The sequence below is a fragment of the Streptomyces sp. NPDC005805 genome, assembly GCF_040630445.1.
Classification (GTDB): domain Bacteria; phylum Actinomycetota; class Actinomycetes; order Streptomycetales; family Streptomycetaceae; genus Streptomyces.
The window spans coordinates 40,810-63,395 of record NZ_JBEXXN010000010.1; the positions used below are offsets into that span (position 1 = coordinate 40,810).

Annotated in this window: 21 protein-coding genes and 1 riboswitch; of the genes, 6 read left to right on the top strand and 15 right to left on the bottom strand. The window is 73.1% G+C overall.

Annotation, left to right across the window (positions count from 1 at the left end; translation table 11 throughout):
* The first annotated feature begins 4 nt into the window (after positions 1-4).
* On the top strand, positions 5-1,360 hold the full coding sequence (locus tag ABZ457_RS08245) for an MFS transporter (RefSeq protein WP_359155227.1): 1,356 nt from the start codon (positions 5-7) through the stop codon (positions 1,358-1,360).
* 254 nt (positions 1,361-1,614) lie between these two features.
* Positions 1,615-1,989, top strand: a complete 375-nt coding sequence (locus ABZ457_RS08250; protein WP_026278069.1) for an RNA polymerase-binding protein RbpA — start codon at positions 1,615-1,617, stop codon at positions 1,987-1,989.
* 117 nt (positions 1,990-2,106) lie between these two features.
* Here the strand turns inward: ABZ457_RS08250 and fxsA are convergent, their stop codons facing one another.
* The 4 genes from fxsA to ABZ457_RS08270 all read right to left on the bottom strand — a co-directional run bounded on the left by fxsA (position 2,107) and on the right by ABZ457_RS08270 (position 6,145).
* Positions 2,107-2,682, bottom strand: a complete 576-nt coding sequence (gene fxsA, locus ABZ457_RS08255; RefSeq protein ID WP_359155230.1) for an FxsA family membrane protein — start codon at positions 2,680-2,682, stop codon at positions 2,107-2,109.
* 46 nt (positions 2,683-2,728) lie between these two features.
* Positions 2,729-3,526: a polyprenol monophosphomannose synthase gene (locus ABZ457_RS08260; protein WP_359155232.1), complete on the bottom strand. Its 798-nt coding sequence runs from the start codon at positions 3,524-3,526 to the stop codon at positions 2,729-2,731.
* 540 nt (positions 3,527-4,066) lie between these two features.
* Positions 4,067-5,695, bottom strand: a complete 1,629-nt coding sequence (locus ABZ457_RS08265) for an amidohydrolase (RefSeq protein WP_359155234.1) — start codon at positions 5,693-5,695, stop codon at positions 4,067-4,069.
* A gap of 9 nt (positions 5,696-5,704) precedes the next feature.
* Positions 5,705-6,145 carry an Lrp/AsnC family transcriptional regulator gene (locus tag ABZ457_RS08270; protein ID WP_026278068.1) on the bottom strand — a complete coding sequence of 147 codons (441 nt, stop codon included), beginning with the start codon at positions 6,143-6,145 and terminating at the stop codon, positions 5,705-5,707.
* A 204-nt stretch (positions 6,146-6,349) separates the two neighbouring features.
* Between ABZ457_RS08270 and ABZ457_RS08275 the strand changes: the two genes are divergently transcribed.
* Entirely contained in the window at positions 6,350-6,754 is a 405-nt protein-coding gene (locus tag ABZ457_RS08275; protein ID WP_359155236.1) for a hypothetical protein, read from the top strand.
* A gap of 482 nt (positions 6,755-7,236) precedes the next feature.
* Here the strand turns inward: ABZ457_RS08275 and ABZ457_RS08280 are convergent, their stop codons facing one another.
* The 3 genes from ABZ457_RS08280 to ABZ457_RS08290 form a co-directional block, all read right to left on the bottom strand.
* Positions 7,237-8,409 (bottom strand): acyl-CoA dehydrogenase family protein, encoded by a 1,173-nt coding sequence (locus tag ABZ457_RS08280; RefSeq protein WP_359155238.1) that lies wholly within the window; start codon positions 8,407-8,409, stop codon positions 7,237-7,239.
* A 248-nt stretch (positions 8,410-8,657) separates the two neighbouring features.
* Positions 8,658-8,813 (bottom strand): SCO1431 family membrane protein, encoded by a 156-nt coding sequence (locus ABZ457_RS08285; protein ID WP_359155241.1) that lies wholly within the window; start codon positions 8,811-8,813, stop codon positions 8,658-8,660.
* Between the two features lie 138 nt (positions 8,814-8,951).
* Positions 8,952-10,322, bottom strand: a complete 1,371-nt coding sequence (locus ABZ457_RS08290) for a peptidase C39 family protein (protein ID WP_359155244.1) — start codon at positions 10,320-10,322, stop codon at positions 8,952-8,954.
* Positions 10,323-10,485: 163 nt separating this feature from the next.
* Here ABZ457_RS08290 and ABZ457_RS08295 point away from each other — a divergent pair, with 163 nt between their 5' ends.
* Both ABZ457_RS08295 and ABZ457_RS08300 read left to right on the top strand, forming a co-directional pair.
* Positions 10,486-11,232: a hypothetical protein gene (locus tag ABZ457_RS08295; protein WP_359155246.1), complete on the top strand. Its 747-nt coding sequence runs from the start codon at positions 10,486-10,488 to the stop codon at positions 11,230-11,232.
* A gap of 433 nt (positions 11,233-11,665) precedes the next feature.
* Positions 11,666-13,594, top strand: a complete 1,929-nt coding sequence (locus ABZ457_RS08300) for an AAA family ATPase (protein ID WP_359155379.1) — start codon at positions 11,666-11,668, stop codon at positions 13,592-13,594.
* Here the strand turns inward: ABZ457_RS08300 and ABZ457_RS08305 are convergent.
* The 8 genes from ABZ457_RS08305 to ribD form a co-directional block, all read right to left on the bottom strand.
* Positions 13,588-14,109 carry a PH domain-containing protein gene (locus ABZ457_RS08305; protein ID WP_359155249.1) on the bottom strand — a complete coding sequence of 174 codons (522 nt, stop codon included), beginning with the start codon at positions 14,107-14,109 and terminating at the stop codon, positions 13,588-13,590. The two genes, ABZ457_RS08300 and ABZ457_RS08305, sit on opposite strands and share 7 nt — an antisense overlap.
* A gap of 13 nt (positions 14,110-14,122) precedes the next feature.
* On the bottom strand, positions 14,123-14,971 hold the full coding sequence (gene hisG, locus ABZ457_RS08310; protein ID WP_359155252.1) for an ATP phosphoribosyltransferase: 849 nt from the start codon (positions 14,969-14,971) through the stop codon (positions 14,123-14,125).
* Positions 14,972-15,054: 83 nt separating this feature from the next.
* Positions 15,055-15,327 (bottom strand): phosphoribosyl-ATP diphosphatase, encoded by a 273-nt coding sequence (locus ABZ457_RS08315; RefSeq protein ID WP_018850137.1) that lies wholly within the window; start codon positions 15,325-15,327, stop codon positions 15,055-15,057.
* Between the two features lie 33 nt (positions 15,328-15,360).
* Positions 15,361-15,846, bottom strand: a complete 486-nt coding sequence (gene ribH, locus ABZ457_RS08320) for a 6,7-dimethyl-8-ribityllumazine synthase (RefSeq protein ID WP_018850136.1) — start codon at positions 15,844-15,846, stop codon at positions 15,361-15,363.
* A gap of 62 nt (positions 15,847-15,908) precedes the next feature.
* A complete protein-coding gene (locus ABZ457_RS08325) occupies positions 15,909-17,201 on the bottom strand; it encodes a bifunctional 3,4-dihydroxy-2-butanone-4-phosphate synthase/GTP cyclohydrolase II (RefSeq protein WP_359155256.1) in 1,293 nt (430 codons plus the stop codon).
* Entirely contained in the window at positions 17,198-17,848 is a 651-nt protein-coding gene (locus ABZ457_RS08330) for a nicotinamide mononucleotide transporter family protein (protein ID WP_359155258.1), read from the bottom strand. Before ABZ457_RS08330 ends, ABZ457_RS08325 begins: the two co-directional genes overlap by 4 nt.
* On the bottom strand, positions 17,845-18,450 hold the full coding sequence (locus ABZ457_RS08335) for a riboflavin synthase (protein ID WP_359155260.1): 606 nt from the start codon (positions 18,448-18,450) through the stop codon (positions 17,845-17,847). Before ABZ457_RS08335 ends, ABZ457_RS08330 begins: the two co-directional genes overlap by 4 nt.
* Before the next feature lies 1 nt (position 18,451).
* Positions 18,452-19,549: a bifunctional diaminohydroxyphosphoribosylaminopyrimidine deaminase/5-amino-6-(5-phosphoribosylamino)uracil reductase RibD gene (gene ribD, locus ABZ457_RS08340; RefSeq protein WP_359155263.1), complete on the bottom strand. Its 1,098-nt coding sequence runs from the start codon at positions 19,547-19,549 to the stop codon at positions 18,452-18,454.
* A gap of 157 nt (positions 19,550-19,706) precedes the next feature.
* Positions 19,707-19,837, bottom strand: a riboswitch (FMN riboswitch).
* A gap of 278 nt (positions 19,838-20,115) precedes the next feature.
* Here ribD and ABZ457_RS08345 point away from each other — a divergent pair.
* Positions 20,116-22,527 (top strand): chitinase C-terminal domain-containing protein, encoded by a 2,412-nt coding sequence (locus ABZ457_RS08345; protein ID WP_359155265.1) that lies wholly within the window; start codon positions 20,116-20,118, stop codon positions 22,525-22,527.
* Positions 22,528-22,586: the final 59 nt, after the last annotated feature.

Genomic DNA, 22,586 nt, shown 5'->3' on the forward strand with positions numbered 1-22,586 from the left:
GCGGATGACCGCGGGGACGACACAGGACGGCGCGGGGCCGGACGCCGCACGGGAGCGGCTGCGGGAGCAACGCGGCTGGTATTTCTACGACTTCGCGTGCTCGGTGTACTCGACCACTGTCGTCACGGTGTTCCTCGGGCCGTATCTGACGGCGATCGCCCGGGCCGCGGCGGACGCGGACGGCTTCGTCCACCCGCTGGGCGTCCCGGTGCGCGCGGGCTCCCTCTTCCCGTACGCGATCTCCGTCTCGATCGTGGTCGCCGTCCTGGTGATGCCCCTGGTGGGCGCGGCGGCGGACCGGACGGGGCGGAAGAAGCCGCTGCTCGCGGCGGCGGCGTACCTGGGCGCGGGCGCGACGGCGGGAATGTTCTTCCTGGACGGCCACCGCTATCTGCTGGGGGCCGCGCTGCTGATCGTCGCCAACGCCTCGCTCGCGGTGTCGATGGTCCTCTACAACGCCTATCTGCCGCAGATCGCCGAGCCGGCCGAGCGGGACGCGGTGTCCTCGAAGGGCTGGGCGTTCGGCTACACCTCGGGCGCGCTGGTCCTGGTGGCCAATCTGGTCCTGTACTCGGGCCACGAGTCCTTCGGGCTGTCGGAGGGCGAGGCGGTCCGGATCTGCCTGGCCTCGGCGGGCCTGTGGTGGGGCGCCTGGACACTGGTGCCGCTGCGGCGGCTGCGCGACCGGCGGGTGCCGCCGGGGTCGGAGGGGGCGACGCTCTCGGGGTGGCGGCAGCTGATCGCCACACTGAAGGACATGCGCCGCCATCCGCTGACGCTGTCGTTCCTGCTGGCGTACCTGGTCTACAACGACGGTGTGCAGACGGTCATCTCGCAGGCGTCGGTGTACGGCTCGGAGGAGCTGGGCCTCGATCAGACGACCCTGATCACGGCGGTGCTGCTGGTGCAGGTGCTCGCGGTGGCGGGCGCGCTGGGGATGGGGCGGCTGGCGCGGGTGTACGGCGCGAAGCGGACGATCCTGGGCTCGCTGGTGGTGTGGACGCTGATCCTGGCGGCCGGGTACTTCCTGCCGGCGGGGGCGCCGGTCTGGTTCTTCTGCCTGGCGGCGGGGATCGGCCTGGTGCTGGGCGGGAGCCAGGCGCTGTCCCGTTCGCTGTTCTCGCATCTGGTGCCGCGCGGGAAGGAGGCGGAGTACTTCTCCGCGTACGAGATGAGCGACCGGGGGCTGAGCTGGCTGGGGCCACTGGTGTTCGGGCTCGCGTATCAGGTGACGGGCAGCTACCGGGATGCCATCATCTCTCTGGTGATCTTCTTCGTGCTGGGATTCGCCCTGCTCGCGCGGGTTCCGGTGCGCCGCGCGGTGCTCGCCGCGGGCAACCCGCTGCCGGACCGCGTTTGAACGCGGAAGTGAAAGGCCGGTAGTGTACGCCTTTGGCCTGCCAGGCGGACCGTTACTGCGCGTTCAAGGACGAAAGACGCTGGGTGACATCTGTTGTCAGATGTGACAAACCGGGCACTGGTGGGTAGAACAAGGGCGGCACGACGGGCGACGCATGACCCGCAACGGGAATCTTTACCGCCGACCGGACGTTGACCGGATGACGACGACAGCGACACCTGTCCTGTGGGCGACAAGCCCGGGAGGCACGATTCATGAGTGAGCGAGCTCTTCGCGGCACGCGCCTCGTGGTGACCAGCTACGAGACCGACCGCGGCATCGATCTGGCCCCGCGCCAGGCGGTGGAGTACGCATGCGAGAAGGGGCATCGTTTCGAGATGCCGTTCTCGGTCGAAGCGGAGATTCCGCCGGAGTGGGAGTGCAAGGTCTGCGGAAGCCAGGCACTCCTCGTAGACGGGGACGGCCCCGAGGAGAAGAAGGGCAAGCCGGCGCGTACGCACTGGGACATGCTCATGGAGCGCCGCACCCGCGAGGAGCTGGAGGAGGTGCTGGCCGAGAGGCTGGCGGTCCTGCGCTCCGGAGCGATGAACATCGCGGTGCACCCGCGCGACAGCCGCAAGTCCGCGTAGTGCGCTGACGCGCGGTAGACAAGAACACGAGGTCGGGGTCGGCCACACCTTCGGGTGTGGCCGACCCCGACCTCTGTTGTGCGCCGCGCCGGCCTCTGTTTGCGCCGCGCCGGCCCGTCAGGGGGTGAGGGGCGGGGCCGGGGGCGGCGGGGACTGGGGGCGGTCGTCGTCGCGGACGACCTCGCCCTGGACGACCTTGCCGTCGGGGCGGTGCATCCGGGCCTGCTGGAAGGCGTTGCCCAGGCTGCCCGGGCCGGCCGCGTTCATCCTGCGCTCCAGGGAGCGTTCCACGGAGCGGGCGATGCGGGTGCGCACGGGCGGCAGGAGGAGCAGCAGGCCCACCGCGTCGGAGATCAGGCCGGGCAGCATCAGCAGGAGGCCGCCCAGCATCAGCAGACCGTTCCCCTCGCTCGCGCGGGCGGCCTCCGGCGCCGCGCCGGGCGGCTGTTGCTGCTGGCGCTGGATGGTCTCGGTGAGGTTGGTGAAGGCGCGGCGGCCGGCTCGCTTGATCACGACCGCGCCCAGCACGACCCCGCCCGCGAGCAGGGCGAGAACGGTGAGGCCGCCGGCCGCGCCGGCCACCACGGTCAGCAGCCAGATCTCCAGTACCAGCCAGGCGGCGATGCCGAGGGGCAGGAAGGTGCGGACGCGCGAACGGCCGCGGGCGGTCGGAGTGGGTGCACCGGTCGTCATGCCCCCAGTGTGCCTGGGCCGCCGCACGAGTGGCGTAAGGAGGGGATCAGTGACCGGTGGGCTTCCGCCCGAGCAACCGGTTCGCGCGGCTCCCGACGCCCCAGGCCGTCACCCGCCACAGCGCCTCGACGACGATGTCCCGGCTCATCTTGGAGTCGCCGAGTTCACGCTCCACGAAGGTGATCGGCACCTCGACCACATGGAAGCCCGCCTCGACGGCCCGCCGGGCCAGGTCGACCTGGAAGCAGTAGCCCTGGGAGGCGACGTCGTCCAGTCCGAGGCCCTGGAGGGTTTCGGCGCGGAAGGCGCGGAAGCCGCCCGTCATGTCGCGGATCGGGACGCCGAGGAGCATCCGCGAGTAGGTGCTGCCGCCGCGGGACAGGATCTCGCGGTGCCGGGGCCAGTTGACCACCCGGCCGCCCGGCACCCAGCGGGAGCCGAGGACGAGGTCGGCGCCCTTGAGGGCGGTCAGCAGACGGGGCAGTTCCTCGGGCTGGTGGGAGCCGTCGGCGTCCATCTCGACCAGGACGCCGTAGCCGTGCTCGATGCCCCAGCGGAAGCCGGCCAGATAGGCGGCGCCCAGGCCCTCCTTGCCCTTGCGGTGCAGGACGTGGACCTGCTCGTCGACCGCGGCCAGTTCGTCGGCGAGCTTGCCGGTGCCGTCGGGGCTGTTGTCGTCGGCGACGAGGACGTCCGCGTCCGGAACGGCGGCGCGCACCCGCGCGACGATGGCCTTGACGTTCTCCGCCTCGTTGTAGGTCGGGACGATCACCAAGGACGTGCCGAGCGGGCCGTACCGCCTCCCCTGGTCCTCACCGCGGGGAACCGCGCCACCGTCGTTCACTGCTGCCCCTTACCTGTCTGTACGCGCAGGGCCCCCACCATAGCGAGCGCTCCCGGCGGCCCGGAGGGTGCGGCGGGGAAACGGGGCGGGACACATCGGCGCGCGGGGGCGGTCCGGCGGCCGGCCCGGCACACGGCAGCGGATCGGGCCCGGCGTCCTTCGGGCCGACCTGGGACCCGCTGGCTGCGGGTCGACCGAGAGCCGTTGTCTACTGAACGCCGGGCCCTACCCGGGTCGCACCGCCGGCCGGCTGAAACCTTCCCGCTGTCTCCGGTGCGCTGGCGCTGAACCTGGTTCCCAGTGGTGGTGCGCCGGTGCGGCACACCACCCCATGACCCAGCGGCGTTCGACGACGTGCGCGGACGGGTGCCGGTCGGACCGTGTGTGGTGGACGCGGCCGAACCTACCCGGCCACGGCGGCAGGCTGTCAACAGCCGTTTCACCAGCGGGAATGCGCCGAACGGCCAGGTCAGCGACGAAGATCCGCAGGTCGTGGCAGAGCGGCGGGGAGATCGCCCCGCGGGACGAAATGTCCGCACGTCACCCGTTCGGTCCCGAGAAGACGGTGCGTCCGCCGACCACCGTCCGCAGGCAGACCGGCAGGTCCGCGCCGGGGGTGAGGTCCGGCAGTCCGGGCGTGCCGGAGCGGGGGTCGGTGGACCAGCGCGCCACCCGGTCGTCGGGGGCCTGGACCAGGAGTTGCCCGGTGCGCCAGAGGGCGTAGTCGGCCGGGGCGCCCGGCACCAGCACACCGGCGTCGTCCCGTCCGGTGGCCCGCCAGCCGCCGCGGGTGTGGGCGGTGAACGCGGCGCGGACGGAGACGCGGTGCTCGGGGGTGCGGTGGAAGGCGGCGGCCCGGACCGTGCCCCAGGGGTCAAGGGGGGTCACGGGGCTGTCGGAGCCGAAGGCGAGGGGCACGCCGGCGCGCAGCAGGGCGGCGAACGGGTTGAGGGCGCGGGCCCGTTCGGTGCCCAGGCGCCGGGCGTACATACCGTCCTCGCCGCCCCAGGCGGCGTCGAAGGCGGGCTGGACGGAGGCGGTGAGCCCGAGTTCGGCGAAGGCGGCCACGGTCTCGGGGGTGAGCAGTTCGGCGTGTTCCACCCGGTGCCGGGCGGCGCGGATCCGGGCGAGGCCCAGCTTCTCGGCGGCGGCCCGGAAGCCGTCCACGACCGCGGTCAGGGCCGCGTCGCCGATGGCGTGGAAGCCCGCCTGGAGCCCGGCCTCGGTGCAGGCGACGGCGTGGGCGGCGATCTCGGCCGCGTCGAGCTTGGCCTCGCCGGTGTGCGGGGCGTCGGCGTAGGGCTCGTGGAGGCAGGCGGTGTGGGAGCCGAGGGAGCCGTCGGCGAACAGGTCGCCGGCCGCGCCGGCGGCACCCAGCGCGCGGGCGCGGTCGATGTCGCGGTCGGCCCAGTAGCCGACGACCCGCGGCACGGCCTCGGTGTCCGCGAGGGCGAGGAGGCCGGTGAAGTCGTCCTCGGAGGAGATGTGCGGGCCGCCGCACTCGTGGAGGGTGCCGATGCCCCGGGAGGCGGCGTGGTGCAGGGCGGCCCGCTGGGCGGCGACGCGCTGGGCCGGGGAGACGGCGGCGTGGGCCGCCTCGCGGACCGCGTGGTGGGCGTCGCCGGTCAGGGGGGCGTCGGCGCGGAAGCCGTCGAGATCGCGGACGCCGGGCACCAGGTCGAGCAGGGCGGTGGTGACGACGGCCGAGTGGACGTCCACGCGCGTGAGGTAGAGGGGCCGCCCGCCGGTGAGTTCGTCGAGTTCCTCCCGGCGCGGGGGCCGGGCCTCGGGCCAGCGGGAGGCGTCCCAGCCGTGGCCCAGCAGGACCCGGTCGGCGGGGTGGGCCTCGGCGTGGCGGCGGACCAGGGCCGCGGCCTCGGTGAGGGAGCCGGCGGCGGTCAGGTCGAGGCCGGTGAGCGCGAGGCCGGTGGCGGTGGTGTGCACATGCGCGTCGGTGAACGCGGGCGTGACCAGGGCCCCTTCGAGGTCGACCACCTCGTCCACGCCGGAGGCGAAGGAGTCGGCCGCGCCCTCGGAGCCGACCCAGGCGACATGGCCCTGCTCGACGACCATCGCGGTGGCGAAGGGGTCGGCGGGGCTGTGGACTTCTCCCCCGCGCAGCAGCACGGTGCGGTGGTCGTCGCTCTGGGGGGCGGTGCTCTCGGTCATGGACCAAGACTAGATACGCGGCGGACGTGCCTCGTACGGGGTGGACAGGACGACCGTGGTGCGCGTCGAGACACCGGCCAGGGAGCGGATCCGGGTGAGCAGGTGCTCCAGTTCCAGCGGGGTGGCGACGCGGACCTTGAGGATGTAGTTCTCGTCGCCCGCGACACTGTGGCACGCCTCGATCTCGGGGACGCCCGAGAGCCGGTCCGCGATGTCGTCGGGGGCGCTGGGATCGAACGGCTTCACCGAGATGAAGGCGGTCAGCGGCAGACCGACGGCCTCGGGGTCCACCACGGCGCCGTAGCCGCGGATGACACCGCGCTGCTCCAGGCGGCGGACGCGCTGGTGCACCGCCGAGGTGGACAGGCCGGTGGCCTTGCCCAGGTCGGTGTAGCTCATCCGCCCGTCCTTGACGAGCAGTTCCACGATCTGTCGATCCAACTCCTCCATGGCGATCAACCTATTGCCCCGGGGGCCGTCCGGCACAGTCCGGTGCACATCGTGGACACCCCGCGAGGCACCATGTGACGAAGACCACACCTTTGGGGACGCGTCGGCCGTGACCGCACGGTTATCCGGCATGTGCGATGGGCATTGCTTGCTGTGGTCGAGGCCACAAGCGCCTGATCGGCCCATCCGAGGGGGAGATTCTCCATGCAGAACACCAAGAACAGCGGCCGTACCGAACTGGAGCCCGTCGATCCGGACGGCGACGAGTTCGACGCGTACGACGCCTTCGGGATGTACCGGGTCGTCTGCCCGGACTGCGCCCAGCCGATCGCCCTTCTCGCCGAGGAGGACGTGCTGCCGGAGCACGCGCGGTGCCCGACCCCGTGGAACCCCTTCGGACTGACGGTGTGCGCCGGCACCGGCCGCGCGGCCGCCGAGGCCCGGCCGGCGGACGGCGCCGCCGAGGCCGGGGAGCAGGAGACGGCCGTGGTGCTGACCCTCCCCCAGGGGCTCGACTGGCGCACCCAGCCGTTCTCGCACGTCGGCGGGCCGGGTTCGCGGCCCATCAAGCGGCCGGTGGTCCGGGCCGCCCTGCGCCGCGCCGCCTGAGCGACGCGTCCGCCGCGCGCACCGCCGCCCACGCCCGGGCCTGCCCACCCCCGTGTGCCCGCGCCCGGCCCGCCGGGTGCGGACCCGAGGGTGCGTATCCGGACTGGCGCGCGAATCGCGTCGGCGGTAACCCCCGGCCGGGCGGGCGCGTTGGCCCGGCATGACACTGCTGTACACCTCGACGGCGACAGGTCGGCGGCTTGTCGTGCCCGTCCCGCCGGCGGCCGCGCCCAGGGGAGCGCCGCCCGCGGGAGGCGTGCGCACCGGGACGGGGCACGCCGGAAGGGGCGTCGCGAGCCCGGCGGAACCGCCGCGCCCGGTGAACCCGGCACACCCGTCCGCAGAATCGGTTCCGCACCCCTCGGACCCGCCGATCTACCGCGATCTCCTGGTGCAGTGGGCGAGCCGCGGACGCACACTGCCCGGGCGCCGCGACGCCGAATGGGACCGGCTCGCGGCGCCGCTGGTGCGGGAGGGCCGGTTCAGCGGCTCTCGGGGCCGGCCAGGTGGCGGGCGATGACCATGCGCTGGATCTGGTTGGTGCCCTCGACGATCTGGAGCACCTTCGCCTCGCGCATGTACCGCTCGGCGGGGAAGTCCTGCGTGTAGCCGTAGCCGCCCAGGACCTGCACGGCGTCCGTGGTGACGCTCATCGCCGCGTCGGTGCAGAACAGCTTGGCCATCGCGGCCTCGCGGGAGAACGGCCGGCCCGCGTCCCGCAGCCGGGCGGCGGAGAGGTACAGCGCGCGCCCCGCCTCGATCCGGGTGGCCATGTCGGCCAGCATGAAGCGCAGCCCCTGGAAGTCGGCGATCGGGCGGCCGAACTGCTTGCGGCCGGTCGCGTACGCCACCGCCTCGTCCAGCGCGGCCTGGGCGACGCCCACGGCGCAGGCCGCGATCCCCAGGCGGCCGGAGTCCAGTGCGGAGAGGGCGATGGCGAAGCCCTGCCCCTCCTCGCCGATGCGGCGGGCGTCCGGGACACGCACCCCGTCGAAGTTGAGCTGGGCCGTCGGGGAGCCCTTCATGCCCATCTTGCGCTCCGGCAGGGCGGCGCTCAGGCCCTCCGCGTCGCCGGGGACGAGGAAGGCGGTGATCCCGCGCGCGCCGTCACCGCCGGTGCGGGCGAGCAGGGTGCAGAAGTCGGCCACGCCGCCGTGGGTGATCCACGCCTTGGTGCCGGTCACCACCCAGTCCTCGCCGTCGCGCACGGCCTTGGTGCGCAGGGAGGCGGCGTCCGAGCCGGAGGCCGGCTCGGAGAGGCAGTAGGCGCCGAGCAGGCCGCCGCCCAGCATCGCGGGCAGGTGCTCCGCCTGCTGCTCCTTGGTGCCGTACCCGGCGAGGGCGTGGCAGGCGAGGGAGTGGACGCTGACGCCGAGACCGACCGTCAGCCGGGCGGCCGCCAGCTCTTCCAGGACCTGGAGGTAGACCTCGTACGGCTGGTCACCGCCGCCGTACTCCGAGGAGTAGGGCAGACCGAGCAGGCCCGCCTCCGACAGCAGGGAGAACACCTCGCGGGGGAAGCGCCCGGCTTCCTCCTCCTCGGCCGCCTTGGGAGCGATCTCCCGCTGGACGATGTCGCGGACCAGGGCGATCAGATCCCCGGCCTCCTCGGTGGGCAGTTGACGGTCCACCGGCTGCGGGGCACGGTCGGGCATAGCGGCGCACTCCTCCCTGTCGGGCGCTGCGGCGGGCACGCGCGCAGGGTGTGGGGCGCGCCGCCGGTTGTCCTGCCAGGCCGATGCTGCCCTTCCGGATCACGAAAAAGGCTGGTTGGCGGCTGTGGCGCGTCGAGTATGCCCGATCGGCGGGCTCCCGTCACGGGGTTGCCGACAACCTGTGATCAAGCTGTCCGGCGTGCGTCGGTGCTGCTCGGGGCCGTACCCGCGGCGGCGGGCCCCCGGGGTCAGAGCAGGCCGAGCTGGGTGATGAACATGGCGAGGACGACGACCAGGGTCCAGCCGAGGACGTGCTCCAGGATCGCGGGCCCGTCGTCGGGCCCTCCGGTGCGGGTGCGCGCCCGAGGGCGGTCGGCGGTGGCGGCTGCGGCGGTCGGGCTCATGGGCGTTCTCGTTCGTTCGGCGTCGGCGGTCGGTCTCCCCCGGTGCCCCACAGTGCCAGCCGGGGCGGGCCGCTGGGTAGAGACGTTCATCACGCCCCGCGTCCCGGACCGGTCCGATCCCGGGCCGGTCCGGGCCGGTCAGTGCACGCCGACGGCCGCCAGGGCGGCGCGCTGGGCGGCCGTGGGGACGGCGGGCCAGTAGAGGTAGCAGACGCCTCCCGTACCGCTTCGGACCTCGCCGTCCGCGTCACGGCGCTTGGTGCGCAGCCAGATCCGCTCCCACTCGGCGCGCCGGTAGACGCGGCGGACGGCCTCGTTGCCGGGTGAGGATGGGTCGTTGGCGATCACGTCGCCGGTGGCGGTGAAGCCGACGACGGTCATCAGATGGCCCGCGGTGCCGTATCCCGCGCCGGTCAGCTCCTCCTTGAGGAAGGACTGGGAGGTGATGACCGGGATGCCGGCCCCGATCAGGGTCTCCAGTTCGGTGAGGGAGCCGAGGCGGGTGACGACGGCGTTCAGGTCGGGGTAGGTCGCGGCGTAGGCGGCGTTGAAGGGCCAGTTGCCGCAGCCCTCGTAGGCGTGGTCGTAGGTGCGGCGGGCGGCGTGGCAGACCTGGGGGTCGGCGAAGTCCGGGTTCACCCAGGCGAGTTCGTCCGGGGTGGGGCGGCGGCCCCAGTACTCGACGGTCATCTGCGAGGAGGTCGGGCTGCACCAGGCCTCGCCGCCGCCCGCGTACTCGGGGTACTGGCCGATGTGGGTGTTCTGCGAGTAGCGCGGTACGGCGAGTTCCCGGGCGAGGCCCGGGGCGGAGGCCGGTACCTCGAAGCGGTCGGGGACGTCGGAGGCCATCGCTCCGGCCCGCCACACGGTCGGGGTGAGGGACGTCCCGGGCCTGCGGTACAGCGTGAGGCGCAGCCGGTACGCGGTGATCCGGTGCCCGGCCGCCGGGTCGTCCACGGCCACGGTGTCGGTCCACACGGTGGACCGGCCGTCGCCCTGGCCGTCGACGGAGGCGCGCAGGATGTCCGTGTCCCCGGCGGCCCAGCGGCCGAGGACGTACCAGGGCAGGGCGGTGCCGTCGGCGTAGCGGCCGGTCACCTCCACCTGGAGCCAGGTGCCGGACGGGGTGTGCGCGTTCCAGGAGGGGATCAGTTCGGTGGCGGGGACGGCGGGCCGGTGCTCGGGGGAGGTCCAGACCGCGTACTCCCAGGGCCGGGTCCGGCCCGTATGGGGGTCGGTGTGGTCGGTGGTGCCGGCGGGGCGGTCCAGGGCCAGGCCGGGACGGGTCCCGGTGACGGCACGGGTGCCCGTGTGGTCACCGCCGAGCCAGTCCGCCTCGGTGTGCCAGAAGCGGTTGTCGACCGGGCGGGCGGCACGCGGGGCGCGCCGGCCGGGCGGGGCGGCGGCCGAGGCGGTGGCGCGGGTCATCGCGGCCAGGCCGACCGCGCCGGCGGTCACGGCGGCGACGGCGGCGCCGATGACGGTTCTGCGCGAAGTCGGAGCGGTCATGGGACCCCCAGGTCGGGTGCGCGGCGGTGGGGGCCACTATCGCGTCCGGGGCGGGGCCGGGCCAGCACCCCGGGCCGCGTCGGGAGGAGCGTCATCGGTCCGGTCCAATGGCGGGGACGCGGGCGCGGGCAGGGGGCCCGTGGGCCCGATCTACGCTGACGGCATGCGCCACCTGCACGACCTGCACGACCTGCCCGCCTCGCACGACCTCCCCGGCCTCGCCGCGCGCCTGCGCGCGCTGCCGCCCTCCTGCGGGCCGGTGCGCCTGGTGGCGGTGGACGGGCACGCCGGCTCGGGCAAGAGCACCTTCGCGGCGCGGCTCGCCGAGGCGGCGGGCGGCGCTGCCGCCGGACCGGGCGCCAGGCCCGGACCGGCCGCCGGACCCGGCCCCGCCGGAGCGGCACAAGGGCCCGGACCCGGACCGGCACACGGGACCGGCTCCGGACCCGGACCGGCGCCCGCCCCCGCCCCCGTGCTCCATCTCGACGACCTCGCCTCGCACGAGGAGCTGTTCGACTGGACCGGGCGGCTGTGCGAGGAGGTCATCTCGCCGCTCTCCGCGGGCCGTTCGGCGCGCTATCACCCGTACGACTGGAATCTGCGGCGCTTTCTGGAGCCCCGGACGCTGCCCGCCGCCCCGCTGGTCCTGGTGGAGGGGGTGGGGGCCGGGCGGCGGGCGTTGCGGCCCCGGCTGGCCGCGCTGCTGTGGATGGAGCGCGGCGCCGAGGAGTCCTGGGCCCGGGGCCGCCGCCGGGACGGGCCCGCCCAGGCGGCCTTCTGGGACGGGTGGACACCGGCGGAGTCCCGCCATTTCGCGGCCGACCCGTCCCGCCCCTACGCCGACCTGCTGGTGTGCGAGAGCGGGGCGGGATACACGTGGCGCGGAGCGCTCACCGGGACGATCGGATAGCGGCGGCAGATCACCGAAAGTGATCGGCCATGTGCGCCATACCGGTCAGTCGGGATTACGGCTCAAAGGTGCCCCAACTCTGCTTGACCGACGGGGCTTGCAGGTCTTACGTTCTCAATGTGCGGCTTTCCGAAGTCGCCGCAGACGCGAAGCCCCCGGTTGTTCCCCCGTGATCGGGGGCTTCGTTCTGCCCTCTCCCCCTTTCCCCGCGCACGGAACCGAGCCGGAACATCACCCTCGGTAGTCGCACCGGGTCACTTCCGGCCCGTCGAGGCACTCTTAATCACATCCGCTCTGCGCAGGTACGATGCCCCCGGTGGGCTCAATTCCCGTCCGCGGCAGGTCCGTTCGCCGTACCGCGGGAAGGGGCGCCCCCGCCGCGACGACTCGGCTGCACGGTGGGTGGGGGAGGGTGGGGAATCCGATGAACCCGATGGAGGACGGCACGCGGGGTGCGCGCACCCCCGCCGAGCTCGCCTGGATCCGCGGGGTGGACGCCTGCACGATGGGCGCGTACCCGCAGGCGGAGGAGGAGTTCCGGGAGGCGGTGCACCGGGACCCGGGGATGGCCGACGCCTGGCTCGGGCTGCACGCGCTGCGCGCCGACACCACCACCGCCCTGCTGCACATGTACCGGCACCGCGACCGCTTCGGCGAGCAGCGCGCCCGCCACCGTCGCACCCTCAACTCCTGGTACTGGCTGGGCTGGTGGGTCCAGCCCGTGCTGGAGAGCCCTCGGGACCTGCTCCTGGCGCACGCCTCGCACTGGCTGGACGGCCGCCATGTGGCGGAGCTGGACCGGGCGCTCGCGGGCCTGCCGCCGGTGGACACCGACCCCCAGGTGCGCTTTCTGCACGCCTGCCGGGCCTATCTGGTCAAGGACTGGGAGCAGCTCGTCCGGCACACCGAGCCGCTGGTCGACGATCCGCTGCTGGGGATCGAGGCCGGGCTGTTCGGGGGCATGGCCCGGGTGCGGCTGGAGATGTTCGGGCAGGCGGAGCCGATGCTGTCGGCGGCGCTGATGCGCTGCCGCAGCGAGCAGCCGCAGCGCAAGGAGCTGCGCTACTGGCTGGCCCGCGCCCACGAGGGCACCGGCCGCAGCGCGGCCGCCCTCCCCCTGTACCGGGCCGTGCACCGCGTCGACCCGGCCTTCATGGACACCTCGGCCCGGCTCGCCGCGATCGCGGAGTACGACGGGATCGACGGCTACGACGGGTACGAGGGCTACGACCCGGCGGCCGGGGTCGCCGCGGTGTCCCTCGCCGGCTACGGCGCGGACACCGCCGACCTCCAGGCGGACGCGGAGCCGCCGCCCGGCGCCGACCGCCCGGGCGCGCCCGACCGGCGCGGTGCGGAGTCCGCCGGGCAGCCGCCCTCCCCCGCGTCCGCCGTCCCGCCCGGCGACGGCTTACGGCGCCGGGCCTCCGTCCCCCGGCAGTCCGCTCCCCCGGCCTTCCCGGCGGGCCCCACGGACCCGGTGCTGCTCGCCGAGGCGCTGGCCGAGCTGGAGCGGATGGTCGGCCTGGAGCCGGTGAAACGCCAGGTCAAAGCGTTGTCGGCGCAGCTGGAGATGGCCCGGCTGCGGGCCGCTCAGGGGCTGCCGGTGCAGCCGCCGAAGCGCCACTTCGTCTTCTCGGGCCCGTCGGGCACGGGCAAGACGACCGTGGCCCGGATCCTCGGCCGGGTGTGCTGCGCCCTGGGCCTGCTGGGCGGCGACCATCTGGTGGAGGCCCAGCGCTCGGACCTGGTGGGCGAGTTCCTGGGCCAGACCGCGGTGAAGGCGAACGAGCTGATCGACTCGGCCCTCGGCGGGGTCCTCTTCGTCGACGAGGCGTACAGCCTCTCCAACTCGGGCTACAGCAAGGGCGACGCGTACGGCGACGAGGCCCTTCAGGTGCTGCTGAAGCGGGCGGAGGACAACCGCGACCATCTGGTGGTGATCCTGGCGGGCTACCCGGAGGGGATGGACCGGCTGCTGGCCGCCAACCCCGGGCTCTCCTCCCGTTTCACGACGCGCGTCGACTTCCCCTCGTACCGGCCGCTGGAGCTGGCGGCCATCGGCGGGGTCCTGGCGGCGGAGAACGGCGATGTGTGGGACGAGGAGGCCCGGGACGAGCTGCTGTCGATCAGCGGGCACGTGGTCGGCCAGGGCTGGATCGACGAGCTGGGCAACGGGCGCTTCCTGCGGACCCTGTACGAGAAGAGCTGCGCCTACCGCGATCTGCGGCTCTCCCAGTTCCCGGGTACGCCGAGCCGGGACGATCTGTCGACCCTGCGGCTGCCGGATCTGATGCAGGCGTACGGCGAGGTGCTGTCGGGCCGGGGCCCGGGCGGCCGGGACCCGCAGGAACCCTCCTACTGAGGCGAGGCTCCCCGGGCCTCGGCGAGGGCCCGCAGGGCGCGGGCGTGCTCGATCGCCTGGGCGCGGGCGATCCCCGGCTGGATGCCGAGGGCGGGCATGCTGGTGCCGTCGCTGAGGTCGAGGAAGACCCAGGGGTCGCCGGGGCGCAGGTTGACCCGGAGGATCTCCGCCCAGGCCAGCCGGCGGGTGCGCGTGAGGTTGACGACCGTCACCCCGTCCTCGTCCGCGTCGACCCTGGGCCGGCTGAGCAGCGCCAGGACGCCGAAGAAGAGCAGGGCGACGAAGACGAAGCTGGTCCGCTCGGCCGCGCTGAGCCGGTCGAGCAGCAGGGTGATGGTGATGAGGACGACGCACATCACCGTGCCGGTGGTCAGCAGGACGACCCGGGTGCGGGTCGGCCGGAAGGTGACCGGCAGGGCGGGGACGGCGGACGCGGGCCGGGACCCGGCCCCGGAGCCTGGCTGGGGGCCGGACTCGGGGCGGGGGTCGGGCTCGGGCTGGGCGGAGGCGTTCATCGGGGCGTCGTCCTCAGAGGCGGCAGGCGTGGATGGCCGTGGTGAGGATGGCCCGCGCGCCGAGGGCGTACAGGTCGTCCATGATCCGCTGGGCCTCCTTGGCGGCGACCATGGAGCGGACCGCCACCCAGCCCTCGTGGTGCAGCGGGGAGATGGTCGGCGACTCCAGGCCCGGGGTGAGGGCCACGGCCTGCTCCAGGTTCTCCACCCGGCAGTCGTAGTCCATCATCACGTAGCTGCGGGCGACCAGGACGCCCTGGAGGCGGCGGAGGAACTGCTGGACCTGCGCGTGCTCGGGGTCGGCGCCGGTGCGCCGGATGACCACGGCCTCGGAGGTCATGATCGGCTCCCCGATGACCTCCAGGCCGGCGTTGCGCAGGCTGGTCCCGGTCTCGACGACATCGGCGATCACCTGGGCGACGCCCAGTTCGATGGCGGTCTCCACCGCGCCGTCGAGGTGGACCACGGAGGCGTCGATGCCGCTGTCCGCGAGGTGCTTGGCGACGATGCCCTCGTAGGACGTGGCGATCGTCATACCGCCGAACTCCTCGACGCCGGACGCGGTGCCTGGCCGGGTGGCGTAGCGGAAGGTGGAGCGGGCGAAGCCGAGCCGGAGGATCTCCTCGGCGTTCGCACCGGAGTCGAGCAGCAGGTCGCGGCCGGTGATGCCGATGTCGAGACGGCCGGAGCTGACGTAGATCGCGATGTCGCGCGGGCGCAGGTAGAAGAACTCGACCTCGTTCTCGGGGTCGACCAGGACGAGTTCCTTGGACTCCTTGCGCTGCTGGTAGCCGGCCTCATGGAGCATCGCCGACGCAGGCCCGGACAGTGAACCCTTGTTGGGGACGGCGATGCGCAGCATGAGACAGGCTTCCTTCGTTCTCGTTCTCTGGGAGGGGACGGCGCGGGGGCGCGGGGCTCCGGCTCGCGGGGCGGCCGGAGCCCTCAGAGATGGGCGTAGACGTCGTCGAGGGAGATCCCGCGCGCCACCATCATCACCTGGACGTGGTACAGGAGCTGGGAGATCTCCTCGGCGGCGGCTTCCTTGCCCTCGTACTCGGCGGCCATCCACACCTCGGCGGCCTCTTCGACGACCTTCTTGCCGATCGCGTGGACCCCCTTGTCCACCAGTTCGGCGGTGCGGGAGGTGGCGGGATCGCCGTTGGCGGCCTTCTGCTGGAGCTCGGCGAAGAGCTCCTCGAACGTCTTCTTGGACATGGTGGCTCCACCCTACGCGGAAACGCCCGTGCCTCAGCGCCAGGGTTCGGATACTGAACGCAGGATGGTCGCGGTGGCCACCGCGGCGGTGACCGCTTCGTGCCCCTTGTCCTCGTTCGATCCCTCCAGTCCGGCGCGGTCGAGGGCCTGCTCCTCGGTGTCGCAGGTGAGCACGCCGAAGCCGATGGGCACCCCCGTGTCGACGGACACCTGGGTAAGGCCCTGGGTGACGCCCTGGCACACGTACTCGAAGTGGGGGGTGCCGCCCCGGATGACGACGCCGAGGGCGACGACCGCGTCGTAGCCGCGGCCGGCGAGGACCTTGGCGACGACGGGGAGTTCGAAGCTGCCGGGGACCCTCAGCAGGGTCGGCTCGTCGATGCCCAGCTCGTGCAGGGCGCGCAGGGCGCCGTCCACGAGGCCGTCCATGATCTTCTCGTGCCACTGTGCCGCGATCACGGCCACCCGCAGGTCGCCGCAGTTGCGGACGGACAGTTCGGGGGCACCCTTGCCGCTCATGTCTCTCCCTGTTCGCTGTACTGGTCGTGCGTGATGTGCTCGTCGTGCGTGATGTGCCGGTACTACTGGTTGCCGCAGGTGGACGACGCCGGGGCGGTGTCGAGCCAGGGCAGGTCGTGGCCCATCCGGTCGCGCTTGGTGCGCAGGTACCTCAGGTTGTGCTCGCCCGCCTGCACGGGCATCGGCTCGCGGTCCAGGACGCGGATGCCGTGCCGGGTGAGGGCGGCGACCTTGTCGGGGTTGTTGGTCATCAGCCGGACGCTGCGCACCCCGAGGTCGTCGAGGATGCGGGCCCCGGCCGCGTAGTCCCGGGCGTCGGCGGGCAGGCCGAGTTCCAGGTTGGCGTCGAGGGTGTCGCGGCCGCGCTCCTGGAGCTCGTAGGCGCGGAGCTTGGACATCAGGCCGATGCCGCGGCCCTCGTGGCCGCGGAGATAGACGACGATTCCCCGGCCCGCCTCCGTGATGTGCCGCATGGAGGCGTCGAGCTGGGGGCCGCAGTCGCAGCGCAGCGAGTGGAAGATGTCGCCGGTCAGGCACTCGGAGTGGACCCGGACCAGCAGGTCCTCGCCGTCGCCGATCTCGCCGTGGACGAGGGCGACGTGCTCCACGCCGTCGACGGTGGAGCGGTAGCCGAAGGCGGTGAAGTGGCCGAAGGCGGTCGGCAGGCTGACCTCGGCCTCGCGCTTGACGGTCGGCTCCGCGCTGCGGCGGTAGGCGATCAGGTCCTCGATGGAGATGATCGTCAGGCCGTGCTTGCGGGCGAAGGGCACCAGCTCGGGCAGGCGCAGCATCACGCCGTCCTCGCCGGCGATCTCCACGATCGCGCCGGCGGGGCGCAGTCCGGCGAGCCGGGCCAGGTCGACGGCGGCCTCGGTGTGGCCGTTGCGCACCAGCACGCCGCCGGGGCGGGCGCGGAGCGGGAAGATGTGGCCGGGGCGCACGAAGTCGCCGGGGCCGGCGGCGCCGTCGGCGAGCAGGCGCAGGGTGGCGGCCCGGTCGGCGGCGGAGATGCCGGTGGTGACGCCGTGCTGGGGGCCCGCGTCGACGGAGACGGTGAACGCGGTCCGCATGGACTCGGTGTTGTGCTCGACCATCTGCGGGAGTTCGAGGCGGTCCAGCTCCTCGCCCTCCATGGGCGCGCAGATCAGGCCGCGGCACTCGCTCATCATGAAGGCGATGATCTCGGGGGTCGCCTTCTCGGCGGCGATCACGAGGTCGCCCTCGTTCTCCCGGTCCTCGTCGTCGACGACCACGACCGGCCGCCCGGCGGCGATGTCGCGGATCGCCTGGGCGACGGGGTCGAGCCGGAGGTCCTCGGCGTCGCCGGAGGCGTACCAGGTGGGCAGGGCACTCATGCTGCCGCTCCTTCCAGGGCGGGCTCGGCGCTCCGGCGGGAGCGGAGCCACCAGTCGCGCAGGCCCCACAGGACGAGCGCGCCGTAGATCACGTAGACGAAACCGGAGAAGGCGTAGCCGTTGGCGAAGTTCAGCGGGACGCCCACGAGGTCGACCAGCAGCCAGGCGAACCAGAACTCGACCATGCCGCGCGCCTGGGCGTACATGGCGACCAGGGTGCCGACGAAGATGTACGCGTCGGGCCAGGCGTCCCAGGAGAGCGAGGGGAACGCGGTGAAGAGGCCGCCCACGGCGAGGGTGCCGACCAGGGCCGCCCCGGCCATCGCGCCGCGCTCGCGCCAGGTGGCGAAGCGCACCGCGATGGTGCCGTCCTGGGCGCGGGCCCGGCCGTGCGTCCACTGCCACCAGCCCCAGGCGGCGACCAGCATGACGACGACCTGCTTGCCCGCGCTGCCGGTCATGTGCCCGGCGAAGGCGGCGAACAGGATGATCCCGGAGAGGAACTGGGCGGGCCAGGTCCACACCGAGCGGCGCCAGCCGAGGGCGAGCGCGGTCAGCCCGATGACGTTGCCGATCATGTCGGACCAGATGATGCGCTGGTCGAGGAGGGTGAACGCCTCCGAGTTCAGCCAGGAGAGGGCGCTCATCGGCCGTTCTCCTTCGGTGCGCCGAGCAGCCGCTCGACGTACTTGGCGATCACGTCGACCTCCAGGTTGACCGGGTCGCCGGGCTGCTTGAGGCCGAGCGTGGTCAGGGCGAGGGTGGTGGGGATGAGGCTGATGGTGAAGAAGTCGTCCCCGGCGTCGACCACGGTGAGGCTGACGCCGTCCACCGTGATGGAGCCCTTCTCGACGACATAGCGGGCCAGCTCCGCGGGGAGGGAGACGGTGACGAGCTCCCAGTGCTCGGAGGGCTCCCGCCCGCTGATGGTGCCGGTGCCGTCCACATGGCCCTGGACGATGTGCCCGCCGAAGCGCCCGTCGGCGACCATCGGGCGCTCCAGGTTGACCCGGGAGCCGACGGCGAGGGCGCCCAGGCTGGAGCGCTTGAGCGTCTCGGCCATCACGTCGGCGGTGAACTCGCCGTCCTCGGTGTCCACGACGGTGAGACAGACGCCGTTGACGGCGATGGAGTCGCCGTGCTTGGCGCCCTCGGTGACGACGGGGCCGCGGAGGCGGAAGCGGGAGGCGTCGCCGAGGTTCTCGACGGCGGTGACCTCACCCAGCTCTTCGACGATTCCGGTGAACAACTCAGGCTCCCTCGGGGACGGTCGCGGTGATGCGCAGGTCGGGGCCGATGCGTTCGGCCCCGGTGACATGGAGGCGCAACGCCTCGGTGATGGTGGTGATTCCGGCGTCGGCGAGGGCGGCGGGGCCCGCGCCGAGGAGTACGGGGGCGAGGTAGCCGACGACGCGGTCCACGGCGCCGGCGGCGACGAAGGACCCGGCGAGCGTGGCGCCGCCTTCGAGGAGGACGGAGCGGACGCCGTCCCGGTGCAGGGCGGCCAGCAGGGCCGTGAGGTCGATGCCGCCGGCGGCCGCGCGGGGCAGGCGCCAGACCTCGGCGGCGCCGGTCGCCCCGGCAGCTCCGGGGGCGAGGTCGTCGGCGACGACGACCACGGTGCGGGCGGCGTCGTCCAGGACCCGGGCGCCGGGGCGGACGGCGGTGGCCTCGGTGTCGAGGACGACCCGCAGTGGCTGGACGGCGCCCTCGACGCCGCGGGCGGCGAGGTGGGGGTCGTCGGCGCGCATCGTGCCGGCGCCGACGAGGACGGCGTCGGACTCGGCGCGCAGGCGGTGGACGTCGGCGCGGGAGGCCGGGGAGCTGATCCAGCGGCTGGTGCCGTCGGCGGCGGCGGTGCGGCCGTCGAGGGTGGCGGCGTACTTCCAGGTGACATGGGGGCGGCCGCGGCGGACGGAGGTGAGCCAGGCGGCGTTCCCCGCCTCGGCCTCCTCGGCCAGCAGCCCCTGCTCGACCCGGACGCCGGCCGCGCGCAGCGTCCCGGCGCCGCCGGTGGCCTGCGGGGTGGGGTCGGCGACCGCGTAGACGACGCGGGCGATCCCGGCGGCCAGAAGGGCCTGGGCGCAGGGGCCGGTGCGGCCGGTGTGGTTGCAGGGCTCCAGGGTGACGTAGGCGGTGCCGCCGCGGGCGGCCTCGCCGGCCGCGCGCAGGGCGACGACCTCGGCGTGGGGTCCGCCGGCGCGCTCGTGGTGGCCCTCGCCGACGACCTGTCCGGAGGCGTCCGAGACGACGCACCCGACGACCGGGTTGGGGCTGGTGGAGCCGAGTCCGCGGGCGGCGAGCGCGACGGCTCGGCGCATGGCGGCGGTGTCGGCTGCGGTGGCCACCGGGTCCTCCTGCCTCTTCGGGCACGGACTCCGGGGCTGTCGATGACGACAGAGAGCGGACGACGGCACCGCACGGAGGACACACCGGCGCCGAGAAGCGCGGACGCCGTGACGGCGGTCCGCGCAGACGGCCGGCGCACCCGTGAGGGCTCACCCGCCGCGCACTGCCTCCCATCCGGACTTTAACCGTCGGTCCAGGAGTTTCACCTGGTCAACCGGCCACTGGATGCGGCCGGGTCGCGGACTGTAACCGCCGGTTCGGACTTTCACCGACCCCGGAGTGCGCTGCTGCTGATACAGGGCCAGTGTGCCACGGCCACAGGCGGCCCCGACAGGCGAAGGGTGTGGCTTGACTCACAAGCGGCACTCGGCAACGAAATGGTCCAGACCTATTGACGCACTGGTCTAGTCCTCTTAATCTCTGCGACACCTCCGCGGAACCGGCCCGCCGGGGTGCGCACCACGTCGGGCCAACCCATCGCATCCCCATACCAGTTGTGCAAGGCCGAACACCCCTTGACGCCCTGGCGGGCGATCAGGGGCTCCCCCATCAGGAGGAACCGACCGTGCAGTCCCCCACCCCCTTCAGAGCGGGCGTGCTCGCAGCCGGCGTCGCCGCCGTCGCGCTGCTTGCCGGCACGCTCTCGACCGGCGTCTCGCACGCCGCCGACAACGAGAGCTGTCGCCCCGACGGCCTGTACGCCACTCCCGGCGTCGACGTCCCGTACTGCTCCGTCTACGACACCGAGGGCCGAGAGAAGATGGGCGCGGACCACCAGCGCCGCGTCATCGGCTACTTCACCGGCTGGCGTACGGGCAAGAACGGGCAGTCCGCGTACCTCGCCTCCGACGTGCCGTGGGACAAGGTCACGCACATCAACTACGCCTTCGCCCACGTGGACGCGGCCAACAAGCTGTCCGTGGGCCCCGACGGCGCGAACAACGCGGCCACCGGGATGACCTGGCCCGGCGTGGCGGGGTCCGAGATGGACCCGGCGTTCCCGTACCAGGGCCACTTCAACCAGCTCAACAAGTTCAAGAAGCAGCACCCGGACGTCAAGACGCTGATATCCGTGGGCGGTTGGGCCGAGACCGGCGGCTACTTCGACGAGGACGGCGACCGGGTCGCCTCCGGCGGCTTCTACACGATGGCCACCAACGCGGACGGCTCCGTGAACCAGGCGGGCATCAACACCTTCGCCGACTCGGCCGTGGCCTTCATCAAGAAGTACGGCTTCAACGGCGTCGACATCGACTACGAGTACCCGACCTCGATGAAGGACGCCGGCCACCCCGCCGACTTCCCGATCTCCAACGCCCGCCGCGCCGGCCTCAACAAGGGCTACGCGGCCCTGATGAAGACCCTGCGCGAGAAGCTCGACCGGGCCGGGGCCGCCGACGGCAGGCACTACCTGCTGACCGTCGCCGCCCCCTCCTCCGGCTATCTGCTGCGCGGCATGGAGACCTTCCAGGTCCAGAAGTACCTGGACTACGTCAACATCATGTCCTACGACCTGCACGGCGCCTGGAACGAGTACGTCGGCCCGAACGCCTCGCTCTTCGACGACGGCAAGGACGCCGAGCTGGCCGCCGCCAACGTCTACGGCAGCTCCCAGTACGGCGGCATCGGCTACCTCAACACCGACTGGGCGTACCACTACTTCCGCGGCTCCATGCCGGCCGGCCGCATCAACATCGGCCTGCCCTACTACACCCGCGGCCACAAGAACGTGCAGGGCGGCACCGACGGCCTGTGGGGCAAGGCCGCCGCGACCTCCTGCCCGGCGGGCTCCGGTCTGACCAAGTGCGGTGACGGCGCGGTCGGCATCGACAACCTCTGGCACGACAAGGACGACAACGGCAACGAGTCCCCCGCGGGCTCCAACCCGATGTGGCACGCCAAGAACCTGGAGAAGGGGATCGTCGGCGACTACGTCACCCAGTACGGCTTCCCCGCGAACACCCAGCTCACCGGCGTCTACGCGCGCAAGTACGACTCGACGCTGGTCGCGCCGTGGCTGTGGAACGCCCAGAAGAAGGTCTTCATCTCCACCGAGGACGAGCAGTCGGTCGGTGTGAAGGCCGACTACGTGGTGGACCGCGGCATCGGCGGCACCATGGTCTGGGAGCTGGCGGGCGACTACGGCTGGAACGCGGCCAAGGGCCAGTACGAGCAGGGTGACACGCTCACCACCCTGATGTACGACAAGTTCAAGGCGGCCGCCCCCTACGGCGCGAAGAAGTCCGACACCGCGCTGCCCACCGAGGCGGCCGACATCGCGGTGGACTTCACCGAGTTCAAGCTCGGCGACTCCAACTACCCGCTGACACCCAAGCTGAAGATCACCAACAACACGGCCACCGCCCTGCCGGGCGGCACCGAGTTCCAGTTCGACTACGCGACGGCCGCCCCCGGCAACGCCTCCGACCAGTCGGGCTTCGGCACCACGGTGATCAGGAGCGACCACACGGGCAACAACATCGGCGGTCTGAAGGGCAACTTCCACCGGGTGTCGCTGAAGCTCCCGGCCTGGCAGTCGCTGGCCCCGGGCGCGACCGTGGACCTGGCGTTCAACTACTACCTGCCGGTGTCCACGCCCTCCAACTGGACGGTGACGATCGGCGGCAAGAAGTACGCCCTCACCACCGACCTGGCGCGCGGCACCACCGTGGTGGAGCCCGGTTCGGGCGGCACGCCGTCCCCGTCCCCGTCGCCGAGCGAGTCCGGCGGCACGGGCGGGACCGGTGGCACGGGCGGGACCGGTGGCACGGGCGGGACCGGTGGCACGGGCGGGACCGGTGGCACGGGCGGGACCGGCTCCTGCACGGCGCCGGCCTGGTCGGCGAGCGCGGAGTACGGCGGCGGGACGACCGTCTCGCACGAGGGCCGCAACTGGAAGTCCAAGTGGTGGACGAAGGGCGAGAAGCCCGGTACCACCGGTGAGTGGGGTGTCTGGCAGGACCTCGGCGCCTGCTGACCCCACCCGATCAGCCCGGCGGCGGTCGAACGGCCCTTGCCCGCCGCCGGGCCCTTCCC

Bases quoted from the DNA above. Each gene is read 5' to 3' on its own strand.
- ABZ457_RS08245 (WP_359155227.1), top strand. From the start codon at position 5: ATGACCGCGGGGACGACACAGGACGGCGCGGGGCCGGACGCCGCACGG.
- ABZ457_RS08250 (WP_026278069.1), top strand. From the start codon at position 1,615: ATGAGTGAGCGAGCTCTTCGCGGCACGCGCCTCGTGGTGACCAGCTAC.
- fxsA (WP_359155230.1), bottom strand. From the start codon at position 2,682: ATGACGACCGGTGCACCCACTCCGACCGCCCGCGGCCGTTCGCGCGTC.
- ABZ457_RS08265 (WP_359155234.1), bottom strand. From the start codon at position 5,695: ATGACCGAGAGCACCGCCCCCCAGAGCGACGACCACCGCACCGTGCTG.
- ABZ457_RS08270 (WP_026278068.1), bottom strand. From the start codon at position 6,145: ATGGAGGAGTTGGATCGACAGATCGTGGAACTGCTCGTCAAGGACGGG.
- ABZ457_RS08275 (WP_359155236.1), top strand. From the start codon at position 6,350: ATGCAGAACACCAAGAACAGCGGCCGTACCGAACTGGAGCCCGTCGAT.
- ABZ457_RS08280 (WP_359155238.1), bottom strand. From the start codon at position 8,409: ATGCCCGACCGTGCCCCGCAGCCGGTGGACCGTCAACTGCCCACCGAG.
- ABZ457_RS08285 (WP_359155241.1), bottom strand. From the start codon at position 8,813: ATGAGCCCGACCGCCGCAGCCGCCACCGCCGACCGCCCTCGGGCGCGC.
- ABZ457_RS08290 (WP_359155244.1), bottom strand. From the start codon at position 10,322: ATGACCGCTCCGACTTCGCGCAGAACCGTCATCGGCGCCGCCGTCGCC.
- ABZ457_RS08295 (WP_359155246.1), top strand. From the start codon at position 10,486: ATGCGCCACCTGCACGACCTGCACGACCTGCCCGCCTCGCACGACCTC.
- ABZ457_RS08300 (WP_359155379.1), top strand. From the start codon at position 11,666: ATGGAGGACGGCACGCGGGGTGCGCGCACCCCCGCCGAGCTCGCCTGG.
- ABZ457_RS08305 (WP_359155249.1), bottom strand. From the start codon at position 14,109: ATGAACGCCTCCGCCCAGCCCGAGCCCGACCCCCGCCCCGAGTCCGGC.
- hisG (WP_359155252.1), bottom strand. From the start codon at position 14,971: ATGCTGCGCATCGCCGTCCCCAACAAGGGTTCACTGTCCGGGCCTGCG.
- ABZ457_RS08315 (WP_018850137.1), bottom strand. From the start codon at position 15,327: ATGTCCAAGAAGACGTTCGAGGAGCTCTTCGCCGAGCTCCAGCAGAAG.
- ribH (WP_018850136.1), bottom strand. From the start codon at position 15,846: ATGAGCGGCAAGGGTGCCCCCGAACTGTCCGTCCGCAACTGCGGCGAC.
- ABZ457_RS08325 (WP_359155256.1), bottom strand. From the start codon at position 17,201: ATGAGTGCCCTGCCCACCTGGTACGCCTCCGGCGACGCCGAGGACCTC.
- ABZ457_RS08330 (WP_359155258.1), bottom strand. From the start codon at position 17,848: ATGAGCGCCCTCTCCTGGCTGAACTCGGAGGCGTTCACCCTCCTCGAC.